11 protein-coding genes are annotated in these 19,976 nt (G+C 66.7%); 3 read left to right on the top strand and 8 right to left on the bottom strand.

The features are described 5' to 3' along the window. Nucleotides 1-21 precede the first annotated feature (21 nt). Nucleotides 22-2,097, top strand: coding sequence for a M6 family metalloprotease domain-containing protein (locus CLV70_RS14220; protein WP_106127263.1), 2,076 nt, complete (start codon nt 22-24; stop codon nt 2,095-2,097). A 255-nt stretch (nt 2,098-2,352) separates the two neighbouring features. Continuing rightward, nucleotides 2,353-4,035, top strand: coding sequence for a DEAD/DEAH box helicase (locus CLV70_RS14215; protein WP_106126961.1), 1,683 nt, complete (start codon nt 2,353-2,355; stop codon nt 4,033-4,035). Here CLV70_RS14215 and CLV70_RS14210 read toward each other — a convergent pair. Together CLV70_RS14210 and CLV70_RS14205 are read right to left on the bottom strand one after the other, a co-directional pair. Continuing rightward, nucleotides 4,023-5,030: an alpha/beta hydrolase gene (locus CLV70_RS14210; protein WP_106126960.1), complete on the bottom strand. Its 1,008-nt coding sequence runs from the start codon at nt 5,028-5,030 to the stop codon at nt 4,023-4,025. The two genes, CLV70_RS14215 and CLV70_RS14210, sit on opposite strands and share 13 nt — an antisense overlap. Continuing rightward, a complete protein-coding gene (locus tag CLV70_RS14205) occupies nt 5,027-5,899 on the bottom strand; it encodes an aldo/keto reductase family oxidoreductase (protein ID WP_106126959.1) in 873 nt (290 codons plus the stop codon). Before CLV70_RS14205 ends, CLV70_RS14210 begins: the two co-directional genes overlap by 4 nt. An 879-nt stretch (nt 5,900-6,778) precedes the next feature. Here CLV70_RS14205 and CLV70_RS14200 point away from each other — a divergent pair. Further along, nucleotides 6,779-7,351 carry a very short patch repair endonuclease gene (locus tag CLV70_RS14200; protein WP_106126958.1) on the top strand — a complete coding sequence of 191 codons (573 nt, stop codon included), beginning with the start codon at nt 6,779-6,781 and terminating at the stop codon, nt 7,349-7,351. Between the two features lie 100 nt (nt 7,352-7,451). On the opposite strand, the gene CLV70_RS14195 is transcribed toward CLV70_RS14200, so the two are convergent. The 6 genes from CLV70_RS14195 to CLV70_RS14170 form a co-directional block, all read right to left on the bottom strand. Beyond that, on the bottom strand, nt 7,452-12,803 hold the full coding sequence (locus tag CLV70_RS14195) for a DEAD/DEAH box helicase (RefSeq protein ID WP_106126957.1): 5,352 nt from the start codon (nt 12,801-12,803) through the stop codon (nt 7,452-7,454). Then, nucleotides 12,804-15,878 carry a hypothetical protein gene (locus tag CLV70_RS14190; RefSeq protein WP_106126956.1) on the bottom strand — a complete coding sequence of 1,025 codons (3,075 nt, stop codon included), beginning with the start codon at nt 15,876-15,878 and terminating at the stop codon, nt 12,804-12,806. A 231-nt stretch (nt 15,879-16,109) separates the two neighbouring features. Continuing rightward, nucleotides 16,110-17,318, bottom strand: coding sequence for a hypothetical protein (locus CLV70_RS14185; protein ID WP_106126955.1), 1,209 nt, complete (start codon nt 17,316-17,318; stop codon nt 16,110-16,112). 245 nt (nt 17,319-17,563) lie between these two features. Continuing rightward, complete coding sequence (locus tag CLV70_RS14180; protein WP_245908222.1) at nt 17,564-18,610, bottom strand: DNA cytosine methyltransferase; 1,047 nt, start codon at nt 18,608-18,610, stop codon at nt 17,564-17,566. 478 nt (nt 18,611-19,088) lie between these two features. Beyond that, the gene (locus tag CLV70_RS14175; RefSeq protein ID WP_106126954.1) at nt 19,089-19,385 is read right to left on the bottom strand and encodes a hypothetical protein; all 297 of its coding nucleotides are present in this window, start codon (nt 19,383-19,385) and stop codon (nt 19,089-19,091) included. Between the two features lie 21 nt (nt 19,386-19,406). Continuing rightward, nucleotides 19,407-19,976 (bottom strand): transposase (locus CLV70_RS14170; protein ID WP_245908221.1); only part of this gene is annotated, 570 nt, incomplete at its 5' end.

Raw genomic sequence — 19,976 nt, 5'->3', positions numbered from 1 at the left:
CCACCTTCTATCGCTGGGGTGATGACCGTGAGCCGAGGCGTGGTCGCGACGATCTCCGCTGTCCTGCTGGCCGTGACGGGGGCCGTGACCGCGTCGCCCGCGCAGGCCGCACCCGAGCCGCCCGGCACGCCCTCGGCGCAGGCCGCACCCGAGCCGCCGCCCGGCGCCCGCTCCGAGCAGCCGTGGCGGATGCGGCACTGGCCGCGGACCCAGCCGTGGCAGCGGTCGCAGGCCGCCCCGCGGACGTATCCGGCGGGCGCGCCGAAGCCGGTCGATCCGCAGAACTACGAGCTGCCGGACACCATGACCTGGGACGACTACGCGCCGGTCCCCGGCACCGACTGGGCGGATCCGGCGGTGCCCGGCTCGGTGAAGAACTTCCGCGGCGCGCTCGTCCTCGTCGACTTCCCCAACCAGCCGTTCGTCGTGACCCAGCCGGCGAACTCCGATATCTACGGCAACCCGACCACCGTGCACGACCTGGCGCGGGCGGACGTGCCGGCGTTCTACCACGACTTCCTCAACCGGCCCGGCGAGCTCAACCGCGGGCACACCATCCACGAGTACTGGATGGAGGACTCGGGCGGGCGCTACGGCATCGACATCGGCGCGTACGGCGTCTACAAGATGCCGGCGAAGAGCCACGAGTACGGCATCGAGAATTCCATGCAGAGCGGCCTCGGCTGCCCGGCCGGGGACAGCTGCGGGCGGGATCTGCGTACCGATGCGCAGGCCGCGTGGGTCGCCGCCGTGGGCGCGGAGGAGGCCGCGAGCTACGACTTCGTGTTCTTCCTCGCCGCCGGCCAGGACGAGTCGTCGACCTGGCAGGAGTTCGGCCAGATGAAGTTCGCGTCCAAGGAGCAGGTCTCCGACGCGTTCGGGCCGCCGGACGACGCGCTGCCCAACTGGAACGCGACCCGGTACGTGGACTGGACCTCCTGGCAGGCGTCCTCGAGCATCTGGCCCAACGCCTCCAGCGGCAGCTCGATCCAGACCGAGAGCTCGGGCATGTCCACGTTCGCCCACGAGTTCAGCCACATCCTCGGCGTGGGCGACAACTACAACAACCCGTACTCGGTGCCGGCCCGCCGCGACTACAGCGGCCCGTGGGAGATGCTGAGCCGGGGCACGTTCAACGGACCGGGCGGCCCGCACAGCCGATGGCTCATCCCCAGCGTGGCCGGGAGCTCCATGGGCGCCCAGCACATGCTCCGCAACAAGCTCAAGCTGGGCATCATCGACGACGACGCGGTGCTGCGGCTGTCCCGCACCGGCCTGGCCGCCTCGGGCGTCGTCGTGACCCGCGTGACGGCCCGCGAGGTCGAGGCCGGACCCGGCGTGCTCTCCGGCATCAACGTGACGCTCGACGGCGGCGACCGCAGCCCCGCGTGCGACCCGGCCACCGATCCGTTCTGCGACGGCGGCCGATACCAGAACTACACGCTCGAGGTCGTCGACCGGATGGGCTTCGACTCGTTCACGCCCGACTCCGGCGTCCTGCTGGCCAAGACCAAGGACGCCGACCGGCAGCCGTTCATCTGGACGATCGACGCCAACCCGCAGGACATCGACAAGGTCGACTTCGTCCTGCCGGACGGCACGCCCCAGAAGATGACGATCGGCGACTACCGGCAGCTGTCGGACGCGCTGTTCCACGCCGGCACGGATTCCGGCAGCGAGTACGAGTACGTGGACACGGCCAACCGCCTCCACTTCTACGTGCTCGACGTGCGCCGCGACAAGGCCGGCGTGCTGTCGTACACGGTGGCGGTGCGCTCCCTGGACGGCGCCGGCCCGCACACCCGCGGCGTCAAGGCCGCCCCGGCGACGGCCGTCGCCGGTTCCTCCGGCTGGGCCCGCTGCCGGGTCCCGATCCGCAACACCGGAGGTACGGCCGCGGACGTGTTCCGCATCTCGGCCGACGGCGCCACGACCTGGCTCCCGCACACCGTGGTGAGCGTGCCGGCGGGCCGGGCGGCGACGGCCGACGTCTACGTCCACCGCGCCGCCTCGGCGCGGGCCACCCGCGCCCAGGTGACCATCACCTCGGAGAGCGACCCGGCCGCCACCGCCACCACCACCTGCCGCGTGCGGTAACCGGGTCCCCACCCGGGGCCGCCCCACCCGGCGCCGCCGCTGCCCGGGGCGACCGCCCACCGGTGCGGGATCCGCCCGACGCGACCTCGTCGACGGCATCCACCTGCGCGACCTGTAGCCCGTCGCGTGCCGCGGGCGGGGGCGCGTTACCTTCGTATCCTGCGTGAGCGGCGCGCCGCCACGGGGAACATGGGTCTGTCGCGCCCGGCCGGGCGGCACATCCGTAAGCGACTTATGCGAAGGGTCAGAGCACTCATGAGTGAGCATCCGTCCGAGGAGGCCCCGGGTTTCGCCGGCCTGGCGCTGGGGCCGGAGTTGTTGCGGGCGCTGACCAACCTGGGTTACGAGGAGCCGACGCCGATCCAGCGGGAGGCCATCCCGCCCCTGCTCGAGGGGCACGACCTCCTGGGGCAGGCGGCCACGGGTACGGGCAAGACGGCGGCCTTCGCGCTGCCGGTCCTCCAGCGGCTGACCGGGCACACCGGCGGCGCCGATCCCGCGGCGCTGATCCTCGTGCCCACCCGCGAACTCGCCGAGCAGGTCTCGCAGGCCGTCCACCGGTACGGCCGCGACCTCGGCGTCCGCGTGCTCCCGGTCTACGGCGGGCAGCCCATCGGGCGTCAGCTGCAGGCGTTGCAGCGCGGGGTGGACGTCGTCGTCGGCACGCCGGGGCGGGTGCTCGACCACCTCAACCGGGAGACACTGCAGCTCGGCGCCCTGCGTACGGTGGTGCTCGACGAGGCAGACGAGATGCTCGACATGGGCTTCGCGGAAGACATCGACGCGATCCTCGTCGAGACGCCCGAGGACCGGCAGACGGTGCTGTTCTCCGCCACGATGCCGCCCCGGATCGACGCGATCGCCCGCCGGCATCTGCGCTCCCCCATCCGGATCCAGATGGGCCGGGAGACCTCGCACACCGGCGACCTGCCGCTGGTCCGGCAGAGCGCGTACGTGGTCGCCCGCGCCCACAAGCCCGCCGCCCTCGCCCGGGTCCTCGACGTGGAGGCGCCGCCGGCGGCGATCGTCTTCTGCCGTACCCGTCAAGAGGTCGACGAAGTCACCGAGATCCTGAACGGGCGCGGGTACCGCGCCGAGGCGCTGCACGGCGGCATGAGCCAGGACCAGCGCGACCGGGTGATGGGCCGGCTCCGCAGCGGCAGCACGGAGTTGCTGGTCGCGACCGACGTGGCGGCCCGCGGCCTGGACGTCGAGCAGCTCACCCACGTCGTCAACTACAACGTCCCCGCCGCGCCCGAGTCGTACGTCCACCGCATCGGCCGGGTCGGCCGCGCCGGGCGCGAGGGCGCCGCGGTGACCCTGGCCGAGCCGCGGGAACGCCGGATGCTCAAGGCCATCGAGCGGTTGACCGGCCAGCGCATCGCCCTGGAGAAGGTTCCGACGGTCACCGACCTGCGGGCCCGTCGCATGGAGCTCACCCGGGCGGCGCTGCAGGCCAGCCTCGAGGCCGACGACCTGGAACGCTTCCGCGTGGTGATCGACTCGCTCGGCGACGAGTTAGGCATCGAGACGGTCGCGCTGGCCGCGGTGAAGCTGGCCCACGAGGCGGCCGGCGGCGACGTCGACGAGCAGGAGATCCCCTCGTTCGCCGGGGAGCCGCGCCCGGAGGGCCGCGACTCCCGGCGCGGTGACGGCCGCCGCGACCGCCCGGGCACCGCACGCCACCCCGACGCCGGAGTGACCCGCCTCTTCCTCGGCATCGGGCGGCGCGCCGGCCTGCGCCCCCAGGACGTCGTCGGTGCGATCACCGGCGAGGCCCGCCTCAGCACCCGCGACATCGGCGCGATCCAGATCACCGACCGTTATTCCCTGGTCGAGGTTCCGGAATCGACCGCCGACATGGTCATCGCCGCGCTGCAGAAGAGCACGATCAGGGGACGCAAGCCGACCGTACGCCGGGAGCGCTACGGCCGCTGAGAGGCGGCCGCCCACCTGTTGATGAGCGCGTTGGTCGTCGCGGCGTTGCGGTGCAGCGCCAGGTCGTGGGCCGCGTTCGTGATCAGCACCGCGCTGACCTTCCGGGCCGCCCCGAACGCCCGCTTCTGGTCGGGCACGAAGGCCCGGGGGTCGCCGCCCTTGTAGAGGTAGTCGTATTGACCCACGACGACGAGGACGGGGACTCGGACCGCGGCGGCGAAGGCCCCCGTACCGAACTCGGTGGAGAAACCGGGGATCTCGGCCTCGGTCGTCGTCGCCTTGGTGGCCTCGTCCGCCGCGAGCGTCGCCGGGTCAGTGCCGGGCAGGTGATAGAAGAACTTCCGCGAGCCCGGTGCGGTGGTCAGGTATCCCGGTGGCAGCTTCCGGCCGGCGAGCACCGGGTCGGTGGAGGCCGGCGTCAACTCCGGGAATCCCTCGAACGACGGCGGGGTCGCGCGGTACATGAACCCGGTGACGACGAGCGCGTCGACCTTGTCCGATCGGGCCGCGACCCCCTCGGCGACGACACTTCCGTACGAGTGACCCACGACGACGATCGGCAGCCGCGCGTACCGGCGGCTGATCGCGTCGATGAAATGGTCGATCGAAGCGATGTGTACGGCGGTGGTGACGGAGTCCGCCGCCGGCTTGGACGACAGGCCGGTGCCGAGGCGGTCCAGCGCGATGGCCACCCATCCGCTGCGGGCGGCCTGCCGGGCCTGGGAAACGGTTCCCCGCGCGGTGGCCAGGTCGAAGTAGTGGTGGTCGTAGGTGACGCCGGGGATGAACACCTGCACCCCGCGGGCCCGCCGCGACGGCGTGTACTGCTCGGCGTGGATCGTGGCCGAGGACACCCCGTCCACGCCGACAGCCACCCGGACGTCCAGAGCGCTGCGGTGCCACGCGTTCGCCTGCGCCGCGGCGGGCAGGGACCCGGTCGCGGCGACCGCGACGGCCGCCGCGACGGAGACGAGCAGAAGACGGACCCTGGTCATCGCCCGATCCTGTCCAGCTCGGCCAGGTCCTCCTCGGACAGCGAGAGACCGGCGCCGGCGACGTTCTCCCGCAGGTGCGCGACGCTCGACGTACCCGGGATCAGCAGGATGTTCGGCGAGCGTTGCAGCAGCCAGGCCAGCGCGACCGACATCGGCGTGCTCCCCAGGCGGTCCGCCACGGACGAGAGGGCGTCGGACTGCAGCGGGGTGAAACCACCGAGCGGGAAGAAGGGCACGTACGCGATGTTCTCGGCCGCGAGCCGGTCGATGAGCTCGTCGTCCTGGCGGTACGCGAGGTTGTACATGTTCTGCACGCTCACGATCGGCGCGATCGACTGCGCCTCGGCCACCTGGTCCGCGGTCGCGTTGCTGACGCCGAGGTGCCGGATCAGCCCCTGCTTCTGCAGGTCGACCAGCGCCTCGAACGCCTCCGCCAGCGAGCCCGGCTGGGGCCCCGCGGCATCACCGAGGCGCAGATGCACCAGATCCAGCTCACTGACCCCCAGGCTCTCCAGATTCTCGTCGATCGCCCGCCGCAACTGATCGGGACGGCGAGCCGGCGGCCATCCCCCGTGCTCGTCCCGGGTCGCCCCCACCTTCGTCACCACGTGGAGCGACCCCGGGTACGGATGCAGCGCCTCGCGGATCAGCTCATTGGTGACCCGCGGCCCGTACGCATCCGCGGTGTCGATGTGGGTGATACCGAGGTCGACGACCTCGCGCAGAACGGCCAGAGCACCGTCCCGGTCCGCGGGCGGACCCATCACCCCCGGGCCGGCCAACTGCATGGCCCCGTAACCGAACCGCGTGACCGTCAGGTCGCCGAGGGACCAGGTGCCACCGGGAAGGGTGGAAGAATTCGCGCTCAACCTATTGCCTTTCGATCCTCGTGCCTATTGCCCGGGAAGCCCGGCAAACACAAGAATGCGGCGAGGCGCCAATACCGTCCAATACCGGTCCGGTCAGCCGTGATACCCCGCCGGTATAACCAATCCTGGTCCCCGAACCCCGATCCGCCCGACCCCGCGATTATGCCCAGATCCCCTTCACGCGTGCGCCCCCGACCGCGAGCGCCGCCGGCCGGGACGGTCGCCAGCGGAGCGGACGAGGCGCGCCTCAGGGCGGCCGCGCACTGGGCTCCCGGTAGGCCGCACCGCCACGGGGGCGGTCCACCGCCCCGCAGAAAGCGGAGAACCCCACGCCGCCCCAAGCCTGCCCCGCCGGCCGCGCCGTGGTCGGGTAACCTGATCTCGCGGGCCGCTAGCTCAATGGCAGAGCTGTGGACTTTTAATCCACCAGATTGGGCAATTTCCGCTCGACAAGATGCCCCCTGAGCAGGCGGAACTCCAACGCCGCATTGTCCATTGTGGCGGCCTGGTCCTCGATGGGCGCTCGTCTGTTCGGGAGCGGCCATGTTTCGCTCCGTCCAACCACAGACGGCACTGTCCAAGGGCGTAATCTGGGCCGCCGGGACTCGAACCCCGAACCTGAGGATTAAAGGTCAGCCCGTGAGACGAGTATGCGACTGTCCGACGTGAGGGTCACCGTTCTGGTCGAGTCCATCGTCGTACGACGACGTTCGGGTCTTTAACGTTGGCGCGATACGCGCGTGGATGAGTCAGCGTCCGCGACCGTCTCGGTGCATCCATTAAAGGCAATGAACATACGAGCAACTGCCGAGCAGCCGGCGCTGGCTGCCGTTCCTGGACAGTGGCGCCTCCAAGCACGCCGGCTCCACGGAGTCGTCGATGCCTCCGCGGACGCCGCTCTTCCCAGTGCAGGTCGCAGCATGCTTGCTGGGACTTCACCCGGCTACAGCTCTCGACAACACCAGCAGGTCATCTATCGTCTTCCACGTGACCGACGATGACCGACGACTGCCACGCCCGCCCGAGGCAAGCAGCGCAGCCGTACGTCGAGTGATGCAGGGAAACCGGAGTCGGGATACGCGTCCTGAGCTTGCGGTCCGTCGAGTAGCGCATCGGCGAGGTCTGCGCTACCGCGTCAATACCCAGCCGGTACCAGAAATCCGTCGGCGCGCGGATCTAGTGTTTACTCGCGATAGGATCGCCGTTTTCATCGATGGATGCTACTGGCATGGCTGTCCGGAGCATTACAAGCCTGCGGCTACCAACGCGTCATACTGGTCAGCGAAGATAAGGGGAAATGTGCGTCGGGACCAAGACACCGACGCGCGCCTGAGCGCCGTAGGCTGGCGGGTCATCAGAGCCTGGGAGCATGAGCATCCCGACGATGTTGTGGACCGCCTTATCCAGGCGCGCGTCGAGGGAGTGGGTCCGGTACGTAACGTGCGGCAGTAAGGCGGTGCTCGCACAGCGTCAACCGTATCCACCAGCTCGCCGCCGGCGCTACCTCGCTGACTCGGCGAGCGGGCAGCGCCGGGACATCCCAGGCTTTTAGTTAGCTTGCCATGAGGTCTGCGATCAGCGCGCCTGGCCGCCTGAGAAGCTCGAATGACGTAGCCAGGGCGACGTTGCCGTAGCTGCTCCGGACCTCGGCTACTCGTGCGTTGGGGGACGTGGGCGCTTGGTCCTCAAAAGGGTGCATGATCGCAAGCGCGCTGCCGCCCTGTTTGACGATGACCGGAACCTCGTCTCCGGTGAGGGTTAGGTCAAAATCATCTGCAAGCTTTCGCGCCGCGTTGAAGTCGCGATCGCGCTGCCGGTTGACGTCAAGCGAGCGGCCTCGAAGCAGATCGAGCAGATCGACAGCCAGGCGCCAGTCAAGAAGGGGGTGCCAAGGTCGGTTGTTGTAGTCGCGTAGGCAGCTGTGGCAGCTGGAGTCGCACGGCTGTCCAGCGCCATGCCGTCTGAGCGCCTCGGCGTAGGCGTCGGCCTCCTGGAACAGCGTTTCGATCTTGGCTGCGAGGCGGGTTGCATAGCCGGCGCCATTCTCGAGGCTGTCGGCGATGAAGAGCTCGCCAACCAATTCTGCGCGCTTACGGGGGTGAATACCAATCTGAATTTCGTCAGAACCGATATCGAGCCATTTGGCGGCTGTGTCGCGTAGCAGATAGCCCAGCGAAGCCCAGGCCCCGCGGCCCGCAGGCAGTTGTGGATCGATGCGGAGCCCGGGCGCCAGCTGGTCCAAGCCGATGACAAGGACGTCAGTGCGACGGCGCGCGGCTAAGGCGACCGGCTGTCGAGCAGGCCCAGCGGCGGTGTGACCCCACAACCGAGCTTGGTCCTTGCGGTCCTTGTCGTCGAGGAGGCCCTGGTCGATGAGCCCGTCCGCAAGTCGTGCTCCCTTTTGGGTGTTCTTCGTGGCGGGTACGAAATCGTACAGAGCGCCGTTGTTGTCATTGACTGCCAGGATCTCTCCGTTCGCGGATCGCACGAGCGCGTTGTCGCATTTGATGTCCGGCGCCTCGTCGAGTGCCAGGCGGGGCTGGGTAGCGCGGGCGGACGGATCGCCGAGTTGCTCGTAGTCACGTGGCCAGTAGGACGTCCGATAGCCGAGAGGCTCCGCTAGCTGCACCTGCGTGTATTCGGGCGCGCTGGCGCCACAGTGCGGACAAGTATCGCTGAGAACCTTGGCGACACCCAGGCAGGAATGACAGATACCTGCGGCCGTGAGAGGGCCTAGTGGGTCGTCGTTGCTCTGTGCCCACGAGCCATCCGGGCGTTGGATGTAGTCGACGACGCCGACAGCGGTGTGAATGGCCTTGTCTTTGACCACTTCTGATCCCGGCGCGAACTCGGATATGGCGATTGCGGTGTCTCGGTCCAGGCTGTTGGGCTCTTCCCAGCCTCGCGGCCAGTCGGCGTAGAGGACGCGAACCTGCGTGGGAAAGCCGAACATCGGTAGCAGGCCGGCCTGAGCTAATGCCTCGGACAATGCGGGCACTCGGGCTTCCTGTGCAGCTGCCGTGATCCGGCCGGCTAGCTCGGACGCCGCCCAGTCGGCCAGAGTATCCGTGTTCGCGGCAGCCATCCTCGTAGCAGTGAGCAGGCTCCGCGCGACCCCCTTCCAGCTCTCGCGCTCGGCCGTCAGGGCGTCGCGGACGACGGAGGCCAGACTTGCGTGGTTGAGCCAGTCGGTGGTTGAGCCGAACTCTCCGTGCACGCTGCGGCCCCCGTCGAAGTCGACCTGAGTGGCTGCGTGCCGGAAGGCACGGGTGAGCACCTCAGCGGTGAAGGCGCGTCTGAGGATTGGCTCGGATCGCGTGTCAAGGAACGGCTGGGGTGGTTCGTCGCCAGTGATCGCGGCCGGGTTGGCGAAGTAGTGCTCGTCGTGGCTACGGGCGCCGCGGCATACGGTGAGCGCGACGGCTAGGTGCTCGCTTCGCCGGCCCGCGCGTCCGACTCGCTGTTGATAGTTGAAGCGCTGGGGAGGCATGTTAGCCATGACTACGCCGCGCAGCGCTCCGATGTCGACTCCTGCTTCCATCGTTGTGGTGACCGAGAGGATGTCGATCTCCTCGACTTCCTTGACTTCGGTTCCGGCGAGGAAGACGCCTTGGAAGCGCGCTTGCCGCGCTTGGGCTTCGAGTGGGTCAGTCTGCCCGGTGAGTTCCTCGCAGTGGAATCGATAGGCGCCCCCGTCATGGTCTGCAAGCCACGCGTAGTAGTCCTGCGGTACGGTCTCGGATGCCTCCGGTTCGTTGGGAAGCTTTTGATAACAGGTGATGCACACGCCGGCGCTTGGGTGCAGGTGCTTGGTACGGCATACCTGGCATCGCCAGACTTGCGGTTTGTCGATCAGTGCGATGCGCATCTCGTTTGGGTCGACACGGAATCCTGATTGCTGTCCGGCTTTGATGCGCTGGCCGAGGGCGTCGGCGAGTCCTTCGCCGTCGAAGCCGCAGGGGTGAGCGTTGATGACAGCTTCCGCATAGTGCTTGAGCTGGCTTGGCCAACCTTTCTCGGCGTCGGTTGTCCACATAACGCGTCGCCGCCGGCCCATGATCCGCAGTGCTGAGCATGCGAATTCGTACGCTGTGGCAGTGTTCAAGGAACCGAGGGACACCGTCGTCGCCGGTATGACGTGAGCCAGGCCGAGTGACTCGGCGTCTCGGTCACCGCCTGCAAAGATCGTTTTCACGACCTGCTCGGCGAGATGCCGCTGGAGCTTGTTGAGAAGTCCGACGGCATCGGGGTCGAGGAAGGCGCCTCGGTCGCGGACGGGACGGACATCCCAATCGAAGAGGTTGGTCCATGGCAGCCCGCTCGGCAGCTTGTTGAGTGATGGTCCTGGACCGCCTGGGTTGACGCCGAGGTTAAGCAATAGCGGCTGCAGCTGATTGACCAGGTCGACGAGGCTGGGTTTGCCTCCCAGCGTTTCGGTGGCTCCCTGTAGGGCGCGCTCGTCGGCGGAGGTGAGCGGGAACTTGTTGGCCTTCTTCATTGCTGCCATGGCAGCATTGGGATCGGTTACCTGCAGGCGCTCCAAGAACGCGCTGGTTTCGGAGCTTGAATTGCCGTCCAGCAGGGTCTGTAGCAGCGCACCGTCTTCGGCTTTCTCTCGTAGCGTCTTGAGCAATAGGGCTCGGATGAGGTCGAGGTAGTGCGCGAGCTCGAGATTGGCAGCGACGCGGGCCGCGCCTTGGCGGCTGTCGGAGAAGGTGACGAGGTGGGAGTCGAGGCGCCGCTTGAGAGCACCGGTGAGGACCTGATTGGCTCGGTCGAAGCCGACGCCCTGGGTGCGGATGGAAGAGCGTGAGCGTTGGCGGTCTTCGACTCTAGTGCTTTTCTGCTTCCACTCGCGGTCATCGCCGCAGGAGGGGCATTTCGTGGGGTAGGGGGGCATACGATCTTCGGCGCCGTTGGCGGTAAGCGTGTAAACGTAGCCCGTCATGCCTTGTCGTGGATTGCGCAGGAGCTGGCCGGTTCCGGGTGACAGCCGTGCCTTGGTGAACCTCATCTGGTATTGGGGCGCCTTGGTATCGGCTGACGTTCGTGTGCCTGTGCGCTGCCATTGCACTGTGCCGACTGGCGCGCGGTCGGTCGGCCAGTAGACGCGGTAGTTGTCGGCGTTGCTGCCGGTTGCAGCTCGATCCGGCAGCTCGTTGAGGGAGGCTATCGACGACACGAGGAACTCACGGCCGGAGGCTCGGGCGACGTAGCCGCCCAGCATGGTTTCTCCGCACGATTGGCAGTAGAGCAATTCGAGGACGCGTGAGCCGCATTCGCAGGTGAAGCGCTGTGTTGCGTAGAGCACTCCGATGCGGCGTCCCGGGTTTTGGAGATCTTCTGGCACCTCAGGACAGGATGGGTCGGCACAGGCCCACAGGCCTTGCAGAGTGCGCGTGAACAGATGTCCGCGGAGCCGTGCAGCTGGGGAGGGCTGTTGCTCGAGCAAGGCGGTAAGGCAGTTGAGGGCTTCGCGAGCCTGCCGAGGTTCGCTCTCGGGAAACAGCCTGCCGGCGACGGTGTCGATGGAGCGCGGGCGGAACTCGCCGCTCTGCGGGTCTGTCATCGCCAGGGCGAAGGCTCTTTTAATAGTGTCGTCGGCAGGCAGATTGTCGACGTGCAGGTCCCCGCGGAGCAAGGAACCTGCCAGGTGCCGCAGGTCGTCGGCGCCCGGTGGGATCTGATGCTTCGCTTTGACGAAGGTGAAGCGCGATGGGTCTTGTCGGGCGAAGAACTCGCTGAGGAACGCTCGGCCCTCGGTGTCGTCCTGGATGCTGGCGGAGGTACCGATCACTCGAAGCTGTTCGGGACGCTCGTCGAGTCCTAGCGCGGTCATGAGGCGGCGTAGTAGGTAGGCGACCTCGGTGCCGGACGTGCCGCGATACATGTGCAACTCGTCGATGACTAGGCTGAAGTGGTGCTCAGGTGAGGCTTCTAGCCATCGGCGGGTCGCCTCGATCATGGGTGCCTCATCTGAGCGGGACAAGGCGATCGAGAGCATGCTGTAGTTGGTGATCAGGATGTCGGGCACGGCGGCTTGCATGTCCCAGCGTGAGCGCATCTCGGCACCGTCCAGGGCGGGCAGGAAGTAGCGCCAGCTTTCCCGGATTTCTCCCTCGCCGATGCCTTGGAGAAGGCGCAGGTGACGTGCTTCCGCCTCTCGCAAGAGCCGGGCCAGTCGTTTGACTTTGTCTGAGTTTGCTGTGTGTCGTGTGCCGGGCAGGGGAGTTCGGCCGGTGTATCGCCCGAAGTAGAAGCGATGTCCAGGACGGTTCTTCGCTAGCCATCGGCGCGCTGATGGCGAGTCGAGGGCGGATCGCAGGCGGACCATCTGGTCTTCGACGAGGGCATTCATGGGGTAAAGCAGCAGGGCGCGGATGCCAGGCAGGCGACCGGTCTCACCGCTGCGCTGGGGCTTGAACGCCCCCGTGCCACGCCACCACGGCGTTGCGGCACTCAATGTTTCCTGTGGTCTCCAGGTGCGGGACTCGGCAACGAGGCGAGCGAGCACCGGCAAGAGGAACGCTTCCGTTTTCCCGGAACCGGTGCCTGTGCCGACGATGACGTCATCGCCTGCCATCGAAGCGCGTAGAGCCTGCTCCTGATGGCTCCACGGCGCAGCGTGCGGGAGTAGCCCAGCATGGACGAGCTCCGCGGCCTCCGCGAGGCCGAGGCTGGCGAAGATGTCCGTCACGGATGAGGCCGACGAGGGGTACGCCGGCATCAGCTCGACGTAGGGGTCGATGAAGATGGATCCGCGCTGGCTCAGCAACCGCCGCCGTTCTTCCTCCACGTGAGCGTCGCGCAGCTCGTAAGCCGTCCGGTAGTAGCGCAGAAACGTTTCTTCGAGGTAGGTCTGCAGGTTGTCGAGGGTGAGCGCGGATGCCGCATGTTGACTCACTTATGCCAACTTCCTGGTGATGCTGGTGTGGACGGGGTCTTGTGCCAAGAGCTGCGCGACGTGGTGGATAGTGCGCGCGTCGACGTTGTCGTAGACGAGGTATGGGGTGCCGTCGGTTCGCGCCGTTGCGGTATGCGGCGGCAGACCGCTACGTAGGACCAGCGAGCGCGCGAGGAGGCGAGGCAGCGGCAAATTGGCAGGCACCGCCAAGAGGCGCGCAGCGCCCGCATCGGCGAGGAGGCAGCTTGTCTTGCCGGTGGCCGTCTGAAGCAACCACTCGCCGACAGCGAACTCGACCTGCACGAGCGGCGCTGCGGGCTCGGAGCGCCAGGCGTAGACCCGTCGGTGCCGCAGTTGGTAACAGTAGAGGCCTGCCGCGGTGTCGGAGGACGCTGCGATCCAGTCGAAGGCGCCGCTGGGGTTGCGACGGCGCATCCACATCTCCCGGCCTGGCGACATGGTCAGGGGCATGCCGGCCAGATCAAGTTGATGGATGCCAGGCTGCATGGCGAGAAGGGCTTCGGCGACTGATCCGGTCAGACCGACGCCCAAGCGCTGCAGACCCTTTTCGACGCTCTCCCGCCGTGTCGGGTCCCATTCGATGTAGATAGCCGCCGGTCCGGCGGGGACACCATGTGCGTCGAGCAGGGTGCGTACGTGCACTTCCCATGCGGACACCGCGTCACCGACAACCGGGTCATCGTCATCGGGGTCGTTGATCCGCTCAACGAGCCGGATGGGCCGTGAGCCTGTCAAGACATACAGTCCCGAGGATGCGGGTAGTGCGACGAGTTCGGCCGGAGCTGCACCGATCTGCCCCGTCTCGTAGTCCCGCTCTATATGACCGAGCTCCTCGAGGACGCGCAGCGCGCGTCGCCACTGGTGAGCAAGAGAGGCGAAGCCATAGCGCGTGCACGCCCATTCCCAGGTGCTTATGAACGCTTGCACCGATGCTCGCCCGTGCTCGCGCTCTGATAGCCAGCTGAGGACGTCGTCGAAGGGATTATTCGCAACAGGCCCCGCGGCGACGTCGCCGCGAACGGCGGCTTCCGGTCGTCTCGACCAAGTTCGCGGCTGCGCAGGGCGGGTTCCCTTGGCCTTATGGGCCTGGATCGCTTGGGAGAAGATTCGACGGATCCGCGGGTCCGGCACCCCGACCCACGACCACGAGCCCACACTGACCGCCAGCGCAGCAAACGCTTCAGGGCGTGGGTGCGTCTCGGCGTGACCGTCCATGCGCGGGGCGTCCGGTGGAACAGCGATGGCTTGGGTGCTCCCCGTATAAGTGTTGCGCACGACTAGACAGGCTACGGGCGAGGGCGTTGCACGGATCGCGGCCATGACATCGATCGCCGCCGGCTCCAAGCTTAAGGAGCGAAGCCACAGCGGCGTGTCGGGGCGAATCTCGGCCACCTCGCCGCTGTCAGTGACGAACAGGATCTCAGAGGACGGAGAGCGTCTGATCACATACGTGTTGGGCACCTTCACGGGGCGCAGGGATGCTCCGGATAGCGACATCGAAGCGTCATCGGCCCGCTCTGCTACGCCGATGACATAGCGTGACCCGCGTTGTTCAATGGACCTCAGGATGCCGCCGGCCTTAGGCACCTCGTGGACATACTCCAAGGTGCGAAACGAGAGCCGGCCACCAGGAAACTCAAGGAGGTGCTCGCCCGGCCCGAGGAACTGGTCGACAAGCGGTAGACGATAAGCGAGCGGCGTGGTCCTTACCAATACCCCGTCCAGCCTCACGTCCTTGAGCATCCCGGAGGGCGTTAGCAGGTCGGGCTCGCCGCCGACGAGATAGGTGCTCGCGCGTAGCCGCAGACCACCATGGAGATGGGCGAGCGGCTGCACGCCTGCAGCCACGTGGGTGAGGCGCAGGCATTCCAGGGCCGACCGCTGCGATGGACTTAACTGGATGCTATTAATCCAGATCCAACCCGCCCACGCAGCCGGGCCGACATTGACCTCGATCCCAGCGCCGCGGAGGATCTCGCTGACTCGCTGGAGCTGGCTGCGCCGCAGCAGAACCTTCACCGACTCAGGGCGGCTTAATGAGCGCACCTGCAGGAGACCGTTGGCCGCCGGGTCATCTCGCATGACGTAGATGGCCTCGCCGCCGAAGCGCTTGGCTACCGTGTCGTTCAGTTCATGCTCGAAACCATCACGCAGCAGCGCATCGTCAGCAACGGGCGGTATCACCGTGAGCAAGCTGTCGGATTCCTCGACGACGCACTGCTCGCCGCCGCCAAGGTCGACCGTCTGGCCGATCAGTTCGTCATCGACGGGCACGGCTCCGCTGAAGGAGCGCGTCCAGGGGTCGAACTGCAACAGACCCTGCCGCCCGGGCCTGCTCACAACGCGCGGTCCCTGCTCCAGCCAGCGCGCGGCCTCTTCGCGGAAAACGTCTTCGAGGATCTCCAGCGCAGGCTTCTCTTGGAGGCGTCGCCAGAGTTCAAAGCGGTGCAGGCGCAACCACGAGAGGAAGCCGTCGAACGACGTTTCGCCTGTGAAAGCCGAGAAGTATTCCTCGAGTTGGAGGCGGTCCGTGAAGCGAATTAGCCCTTGGCTGCGCGCCCAGCCCTGGAGCGACCAGTGCGGGTGCGCCTTGGCGGTGGGCAGGCCGTAGACGGCGCCAGGGCCTTGAAGCCATGAGTTCCATACGCCCCAGAGCAGCGGTACGTGAACCGCATAGCCCGGCGGAGGTGTCGGTGTCTCCGGTAGGCCGAGTAAACGGTTCTGACAGGCATACACCCCGTGGCTGCCGCCAATGGGCTGCTCGGTCACGGCAAGAACGCTCATGGCCAGGTGAGCGACGAGCGGTGGGGGGCCCTCGAAGTTCCTTCGGCGCCAGGCGGACGCTTCCTGAGCGCCTCGGCCGAACGGCTCCACTCCCATGGAAGCGCGAAAGGCGCGGCTGAAGTCGTCGACGGCCGCTTGGGGCGACGTGTTGGCGAGCTTGCCTAGCAAGTCCCGGTCGACGTACAGGTACAGCCGCTGGCCTCTACGCCCCCGCGCGCAGACGTCACTGAACAGCTGGCTGTTCCACTCCGCAAGGTCCACGATCACCACCTGGTGACAGACTACTTACAGCACGGGACGAAGTCCGGAGGTGCAGATCCACCTTTCGGGTACGAAGCTTCACGTTCTCGTCGGCGAGTCTCATGTGTTCGGCTGCCGCTCCTTGCGCGACCGGCAGTCGCTCGGCATCTGGTAGTGAGGTTGACACCTCGCCGACCGCGTCCCGCCTCTACGCCCGCCCATGCCTGACAGCGGGAAATGCGAAGCGTCTCGCGGATCCGATCAGCATCTAGAACGGCTGACTGGGCCGCCTCCCAAAGCGTCAGCGATATTGTCTGACCACTCACTAGTGACGTGTTGCAACGGGGCAAGCCGGTCTGGGAACTTGGGATGGGCCTCCATTCGCGCTGTCGATCGGTACACGAAGCGCCATTCGCCGGTGGGGGCGTAAAGACATGCAGCGACGATGTCGAACTGATCGCGCCGGTAGAAGCGGCCAGCGGGATCGCCCTGAGTCGCCCTTGTCTTTTGCACCTCCACCTTGATGTCGCCGTTGGCGTACCGCTGCGGAGACGCATTCTTGCACTCCACGCGCGCGAACCGGCCGTCGACGAGGGTGACGTCGAAGTCGTGCTGCCCGTCCTCGTCGAGCGAACGGTGCCGGGCAACCCGCGCGTCGCGGCTCAACACGCGGTTGAGGTGGTGTTCGGCGACGCCGCCACGGACAGCGACTGTCAAGCGCCTCCGATCGCTGATCATCTCCATGATCTCCGGTGCGGTCATCTGGAACTGCTGTTCCAGGTCATGCAGCGATGGCAGAGACCGCTGCATCTCGGGAGGAGGCGAGGACGCTTGCTCCGCCGCGGCGAAGCGCAGCGGTGGATCGAGGTGCAAGTCGGAGGCTTGGCGCTCGAGTCGGACGTAGTCAAGCAGCCGATGCGGCTGAAACAAGACCACAGCCTCAAGCCCTTGCGCGGCCCGTGGGTCTGGCCGGCGCCTTCCAGTGATGTTGTCGCGTTCGAACACATGCCACCCACTCGCTTGAGCTGCGTCAACGTGGACCTGTTTGAACTCGATCGAGATACCCATAGGCAGGGGGTCGTAAAGCCCAGGGTCTAGGCCGATAAATAGGTCGGCGTCACGGTGAACGCCCAGCACCAGCGTGGTGTCCACCAGGGCGGCGTCGCGTCCTAAGCGGTGATCGCCAGTCCACGTGCTCTCACCCCCGTAACGGATCTGCAATCGATGCTCATCCGGTGGCCGGTTTTTGATCACATTGTGAGTGGCGGTGAAGGGGTAGGCCATGATTCCGATGCGCTCGCCTGCCGGAGTCTCGACGCCTAGGTAGACCGGTGCGCGCCTATGATCGCTGGCGTAGAGCAGGCGCCCACCGGCGCGACCAACAGCGTCGATCAACATCCGGTGAATCTCTACTCGCTTCGAGGTCCTGTAGACACGTGCGTAGGCGCGGCCAGCGATGGAGTCGGTCATCCGGATTATTCTGTCCGACTCAGACCCAAACCCGCGGGTGGGGTGACCGGCGCACAAGCACCGGGCTCGAGCGGGTGGCCGGCCGGCGTACCGCGGGCGAGCGCTGCGTTGATCGCTACTGCGATCACATCGAAGGCCCGCGTGCGGCCTTGGTCCACGCGCCTGCGCTCTCCGGGATCAGCGGCCTCGGTTGCACAGCAGAAGTACGGCCTAGAGCAGGGCCACCGGGCGCTACGAGTCGACGCTCAAGCCGGAAGTGCGCGCGTGACCGCCTCTGCAAGCAGCGGCGGAACAGAGTTGCCCAACTGCGCCTGGATGGACGAGCGCCGACCCACTAGCTCGAAATTATCTGGAAAAGTGAAGAGTCGCTTCAATTCAGCGACCCGCAAGCGCCGGTTCTCCCAATGGAAAGGACCGATATAGGGGCCTGGTTGCGCTTGAATAGTGGGCGAAGGCTTCTCGGGGTCAAGCTTAAGCAGGAAGGACCAATACTTACTGCGCCAAGCGAACTGCGGGTCCGGATGATTCCGTTCAGCGGTGAAATGCAGATAGTTTCCGCCGGGTGGCACTTCCGGAAGAAGGTGGCCGTACTTCCCCCCAACGATCTCTTCAGGCTCGGGGTCCGTAACCAAACCGGCGAGTGCCTCCCCAGCGGTGACATGGGGGGTGTCTGCCCTACCGGTGGCGCGGCGCTCCCATCGACCACCACGCTTGGGATCTGGCAAACTGGGCGTGGGCTCGCCCTCACGGGCGCCAAGGATGAACAGCCGGGGTCGCGCCTGCGGCACGCCATAGTCGGCGGCGTGCAAGACCTGACGATCGAATGTATATCCGGCGGCCGTGATCTCTCTAAGAAGCCGCTCGAACGCCGGCCGGCTGGCCTTGTTGTTGTAGGTGAGAGCGTAGACGTTCTCGAGGATGAAATAACGGGGCTTCGCCTCGGCGAGGACGCGCGTATAAGCTTGAAGGAGAGATGCGTCAGGGTCGAGTCCTGCCCGCTTGTAGTCCAGCCAGAATCCCGATTTCGAGAAAGGGGTACAGGGCGGGCCACCCACTAGGAGTTCCGGATGTTTCCCCTTCTTCAGGCCGGCCGCATCGAGGATCTCTTCTGTGGACGTTTCCAGAATGTCTTTACGAATTACCGGCGACGCCAGGTGATCGAAGTTCTTCTCCATCGTGTCGCACGCGTCGGGGTTGCGCTCGAGAGCGGCCCTGACTTCGTAACCGGCTCGCTCGACGCCGAGGTCGAGCCCGCCTGCCCCAGAGAAGAGAGAGATCGCTACGCCTGCCATGGGACATGACTGTGCCACAGGTGTCATCAGATTCAAGTAGGCCACGCCAAATCGTGACTTAGAGCTCACCCAGCATCTCGGACAGTCGACATCGTCCCAGCATGCCCGCCGGCGAACTGAAGCCCAGCCCCGTCTGGGCTTCACCGCCTCGGCGAGGAAGATGTCTAAGCTGGCGTTTCACCTAGGCAACCTTACGCAGGGTGACTACGCATGATGGCAGGTTGCCAGCCCATTTAGGGACAGCTGAAGATTCGGCGATTATGCTCGTAGCGAACTAGCGCGATGCCAAGAGGTTGTGAATCAAGGTTCAACAACTCACGACTAGCTCAGCCGGTGGCCCGCCGCGCCGGGTAAGCGACTGGCTTGCAGGTCATGGCCGCGCCCAAACGTGCTCCGGCGCAAACCACCAGATGGGCCGTTGGTCCGGCTTCCGCCCCCCAATACCGCGACGTCGGTCTGCGAGGGGGATTCGGCTGCTTCACACCGCGATGCCCCGCTCGCCGAGCTCTGTGATGCAGCGGGCGATGGTCCTGCTGACGACCGCCATGCCGAACCCGTCGACGTAGGCGGCGAAGGCGTCTCGCTGCTCGCGGGGCGTCAGCTGCCCCCACGCGGGCAACAATTCAGAGGTGTATCCGGTGTACTGCTCGACGAAGTCGACGGGCGAGTCGACATCCGGGCGGGGCAGATTTGCCAGTGTGACGGGGTCGTCCTGCTCGAGGCCGCCGAGGATGCGCTGTGCGGTGGCGATCACATCGCTCGCGGCCCTGTGCATACTGAGCTTTTGGGGTCAGGGTCAGGGCGGTGCCAGTCCGCTGGTGGCGAGGAATCCGTAGGCGAGGGTGGGCCGGTACTGCATCTGTTTGAGCCTGTTTTTCGCGACGCGGAGCAGGTCGTCGATGCGGCCGGGGGCCAGGTTGGCCATGCTGCGTTTGAGGCTGGACCACAGGTTCTCCACCGGGTTGAGTTCCGGGGCGTAGCCGGGAAGACGGTAGACGCGCAGCCACGGCCGGGCGGCGATCAGGGCGCGCATCTTGGCGGACTTATGCGCGGGTAGCCCGTCCCAGATCAGCACGATCGGGGCGCCGAGGTGCTGGTGGGCGGCGTCGAGGAGCTTGGCGAAGTGGTCTTCGCCGAAGCCTTTCGGTTCACCTTTACGTCCTCGGTGGACCATCGTGCGGTAGATGATGCGCGGCTGATGTCCGGCGTGGTAGGCGACGATCCCGGCGAGGGAGAGTTTGCGGCCGCCGCGCCCGGCAACGGTGACGATCGGGGTGGTGCCTCGCCGGGCCCAGGTGCGGGCCCGGGCTGGTCTCAGCGAGATGCCGGACTCGTCGGCGAAGCAGATCCACGCGCCCAGCCTGCG

Origin of the sequence: Pseudosporangium ferrugineum (assembly GCF_003002065.1) — a bacterium.
GTDB classification, from domain to species: domain Bacteria; phylum Actinomycetota; class Actinomycetes; order Mycobacteriales; family Micromonosporaceae; genus Actinoplanes; species Actinoplanes ferrugineus_A.
The sequence above is the reverse complement of the archived record's forward strand: the minus strand, read 5'-3'. Positions and strand labels throughout refer to the sequence as shown.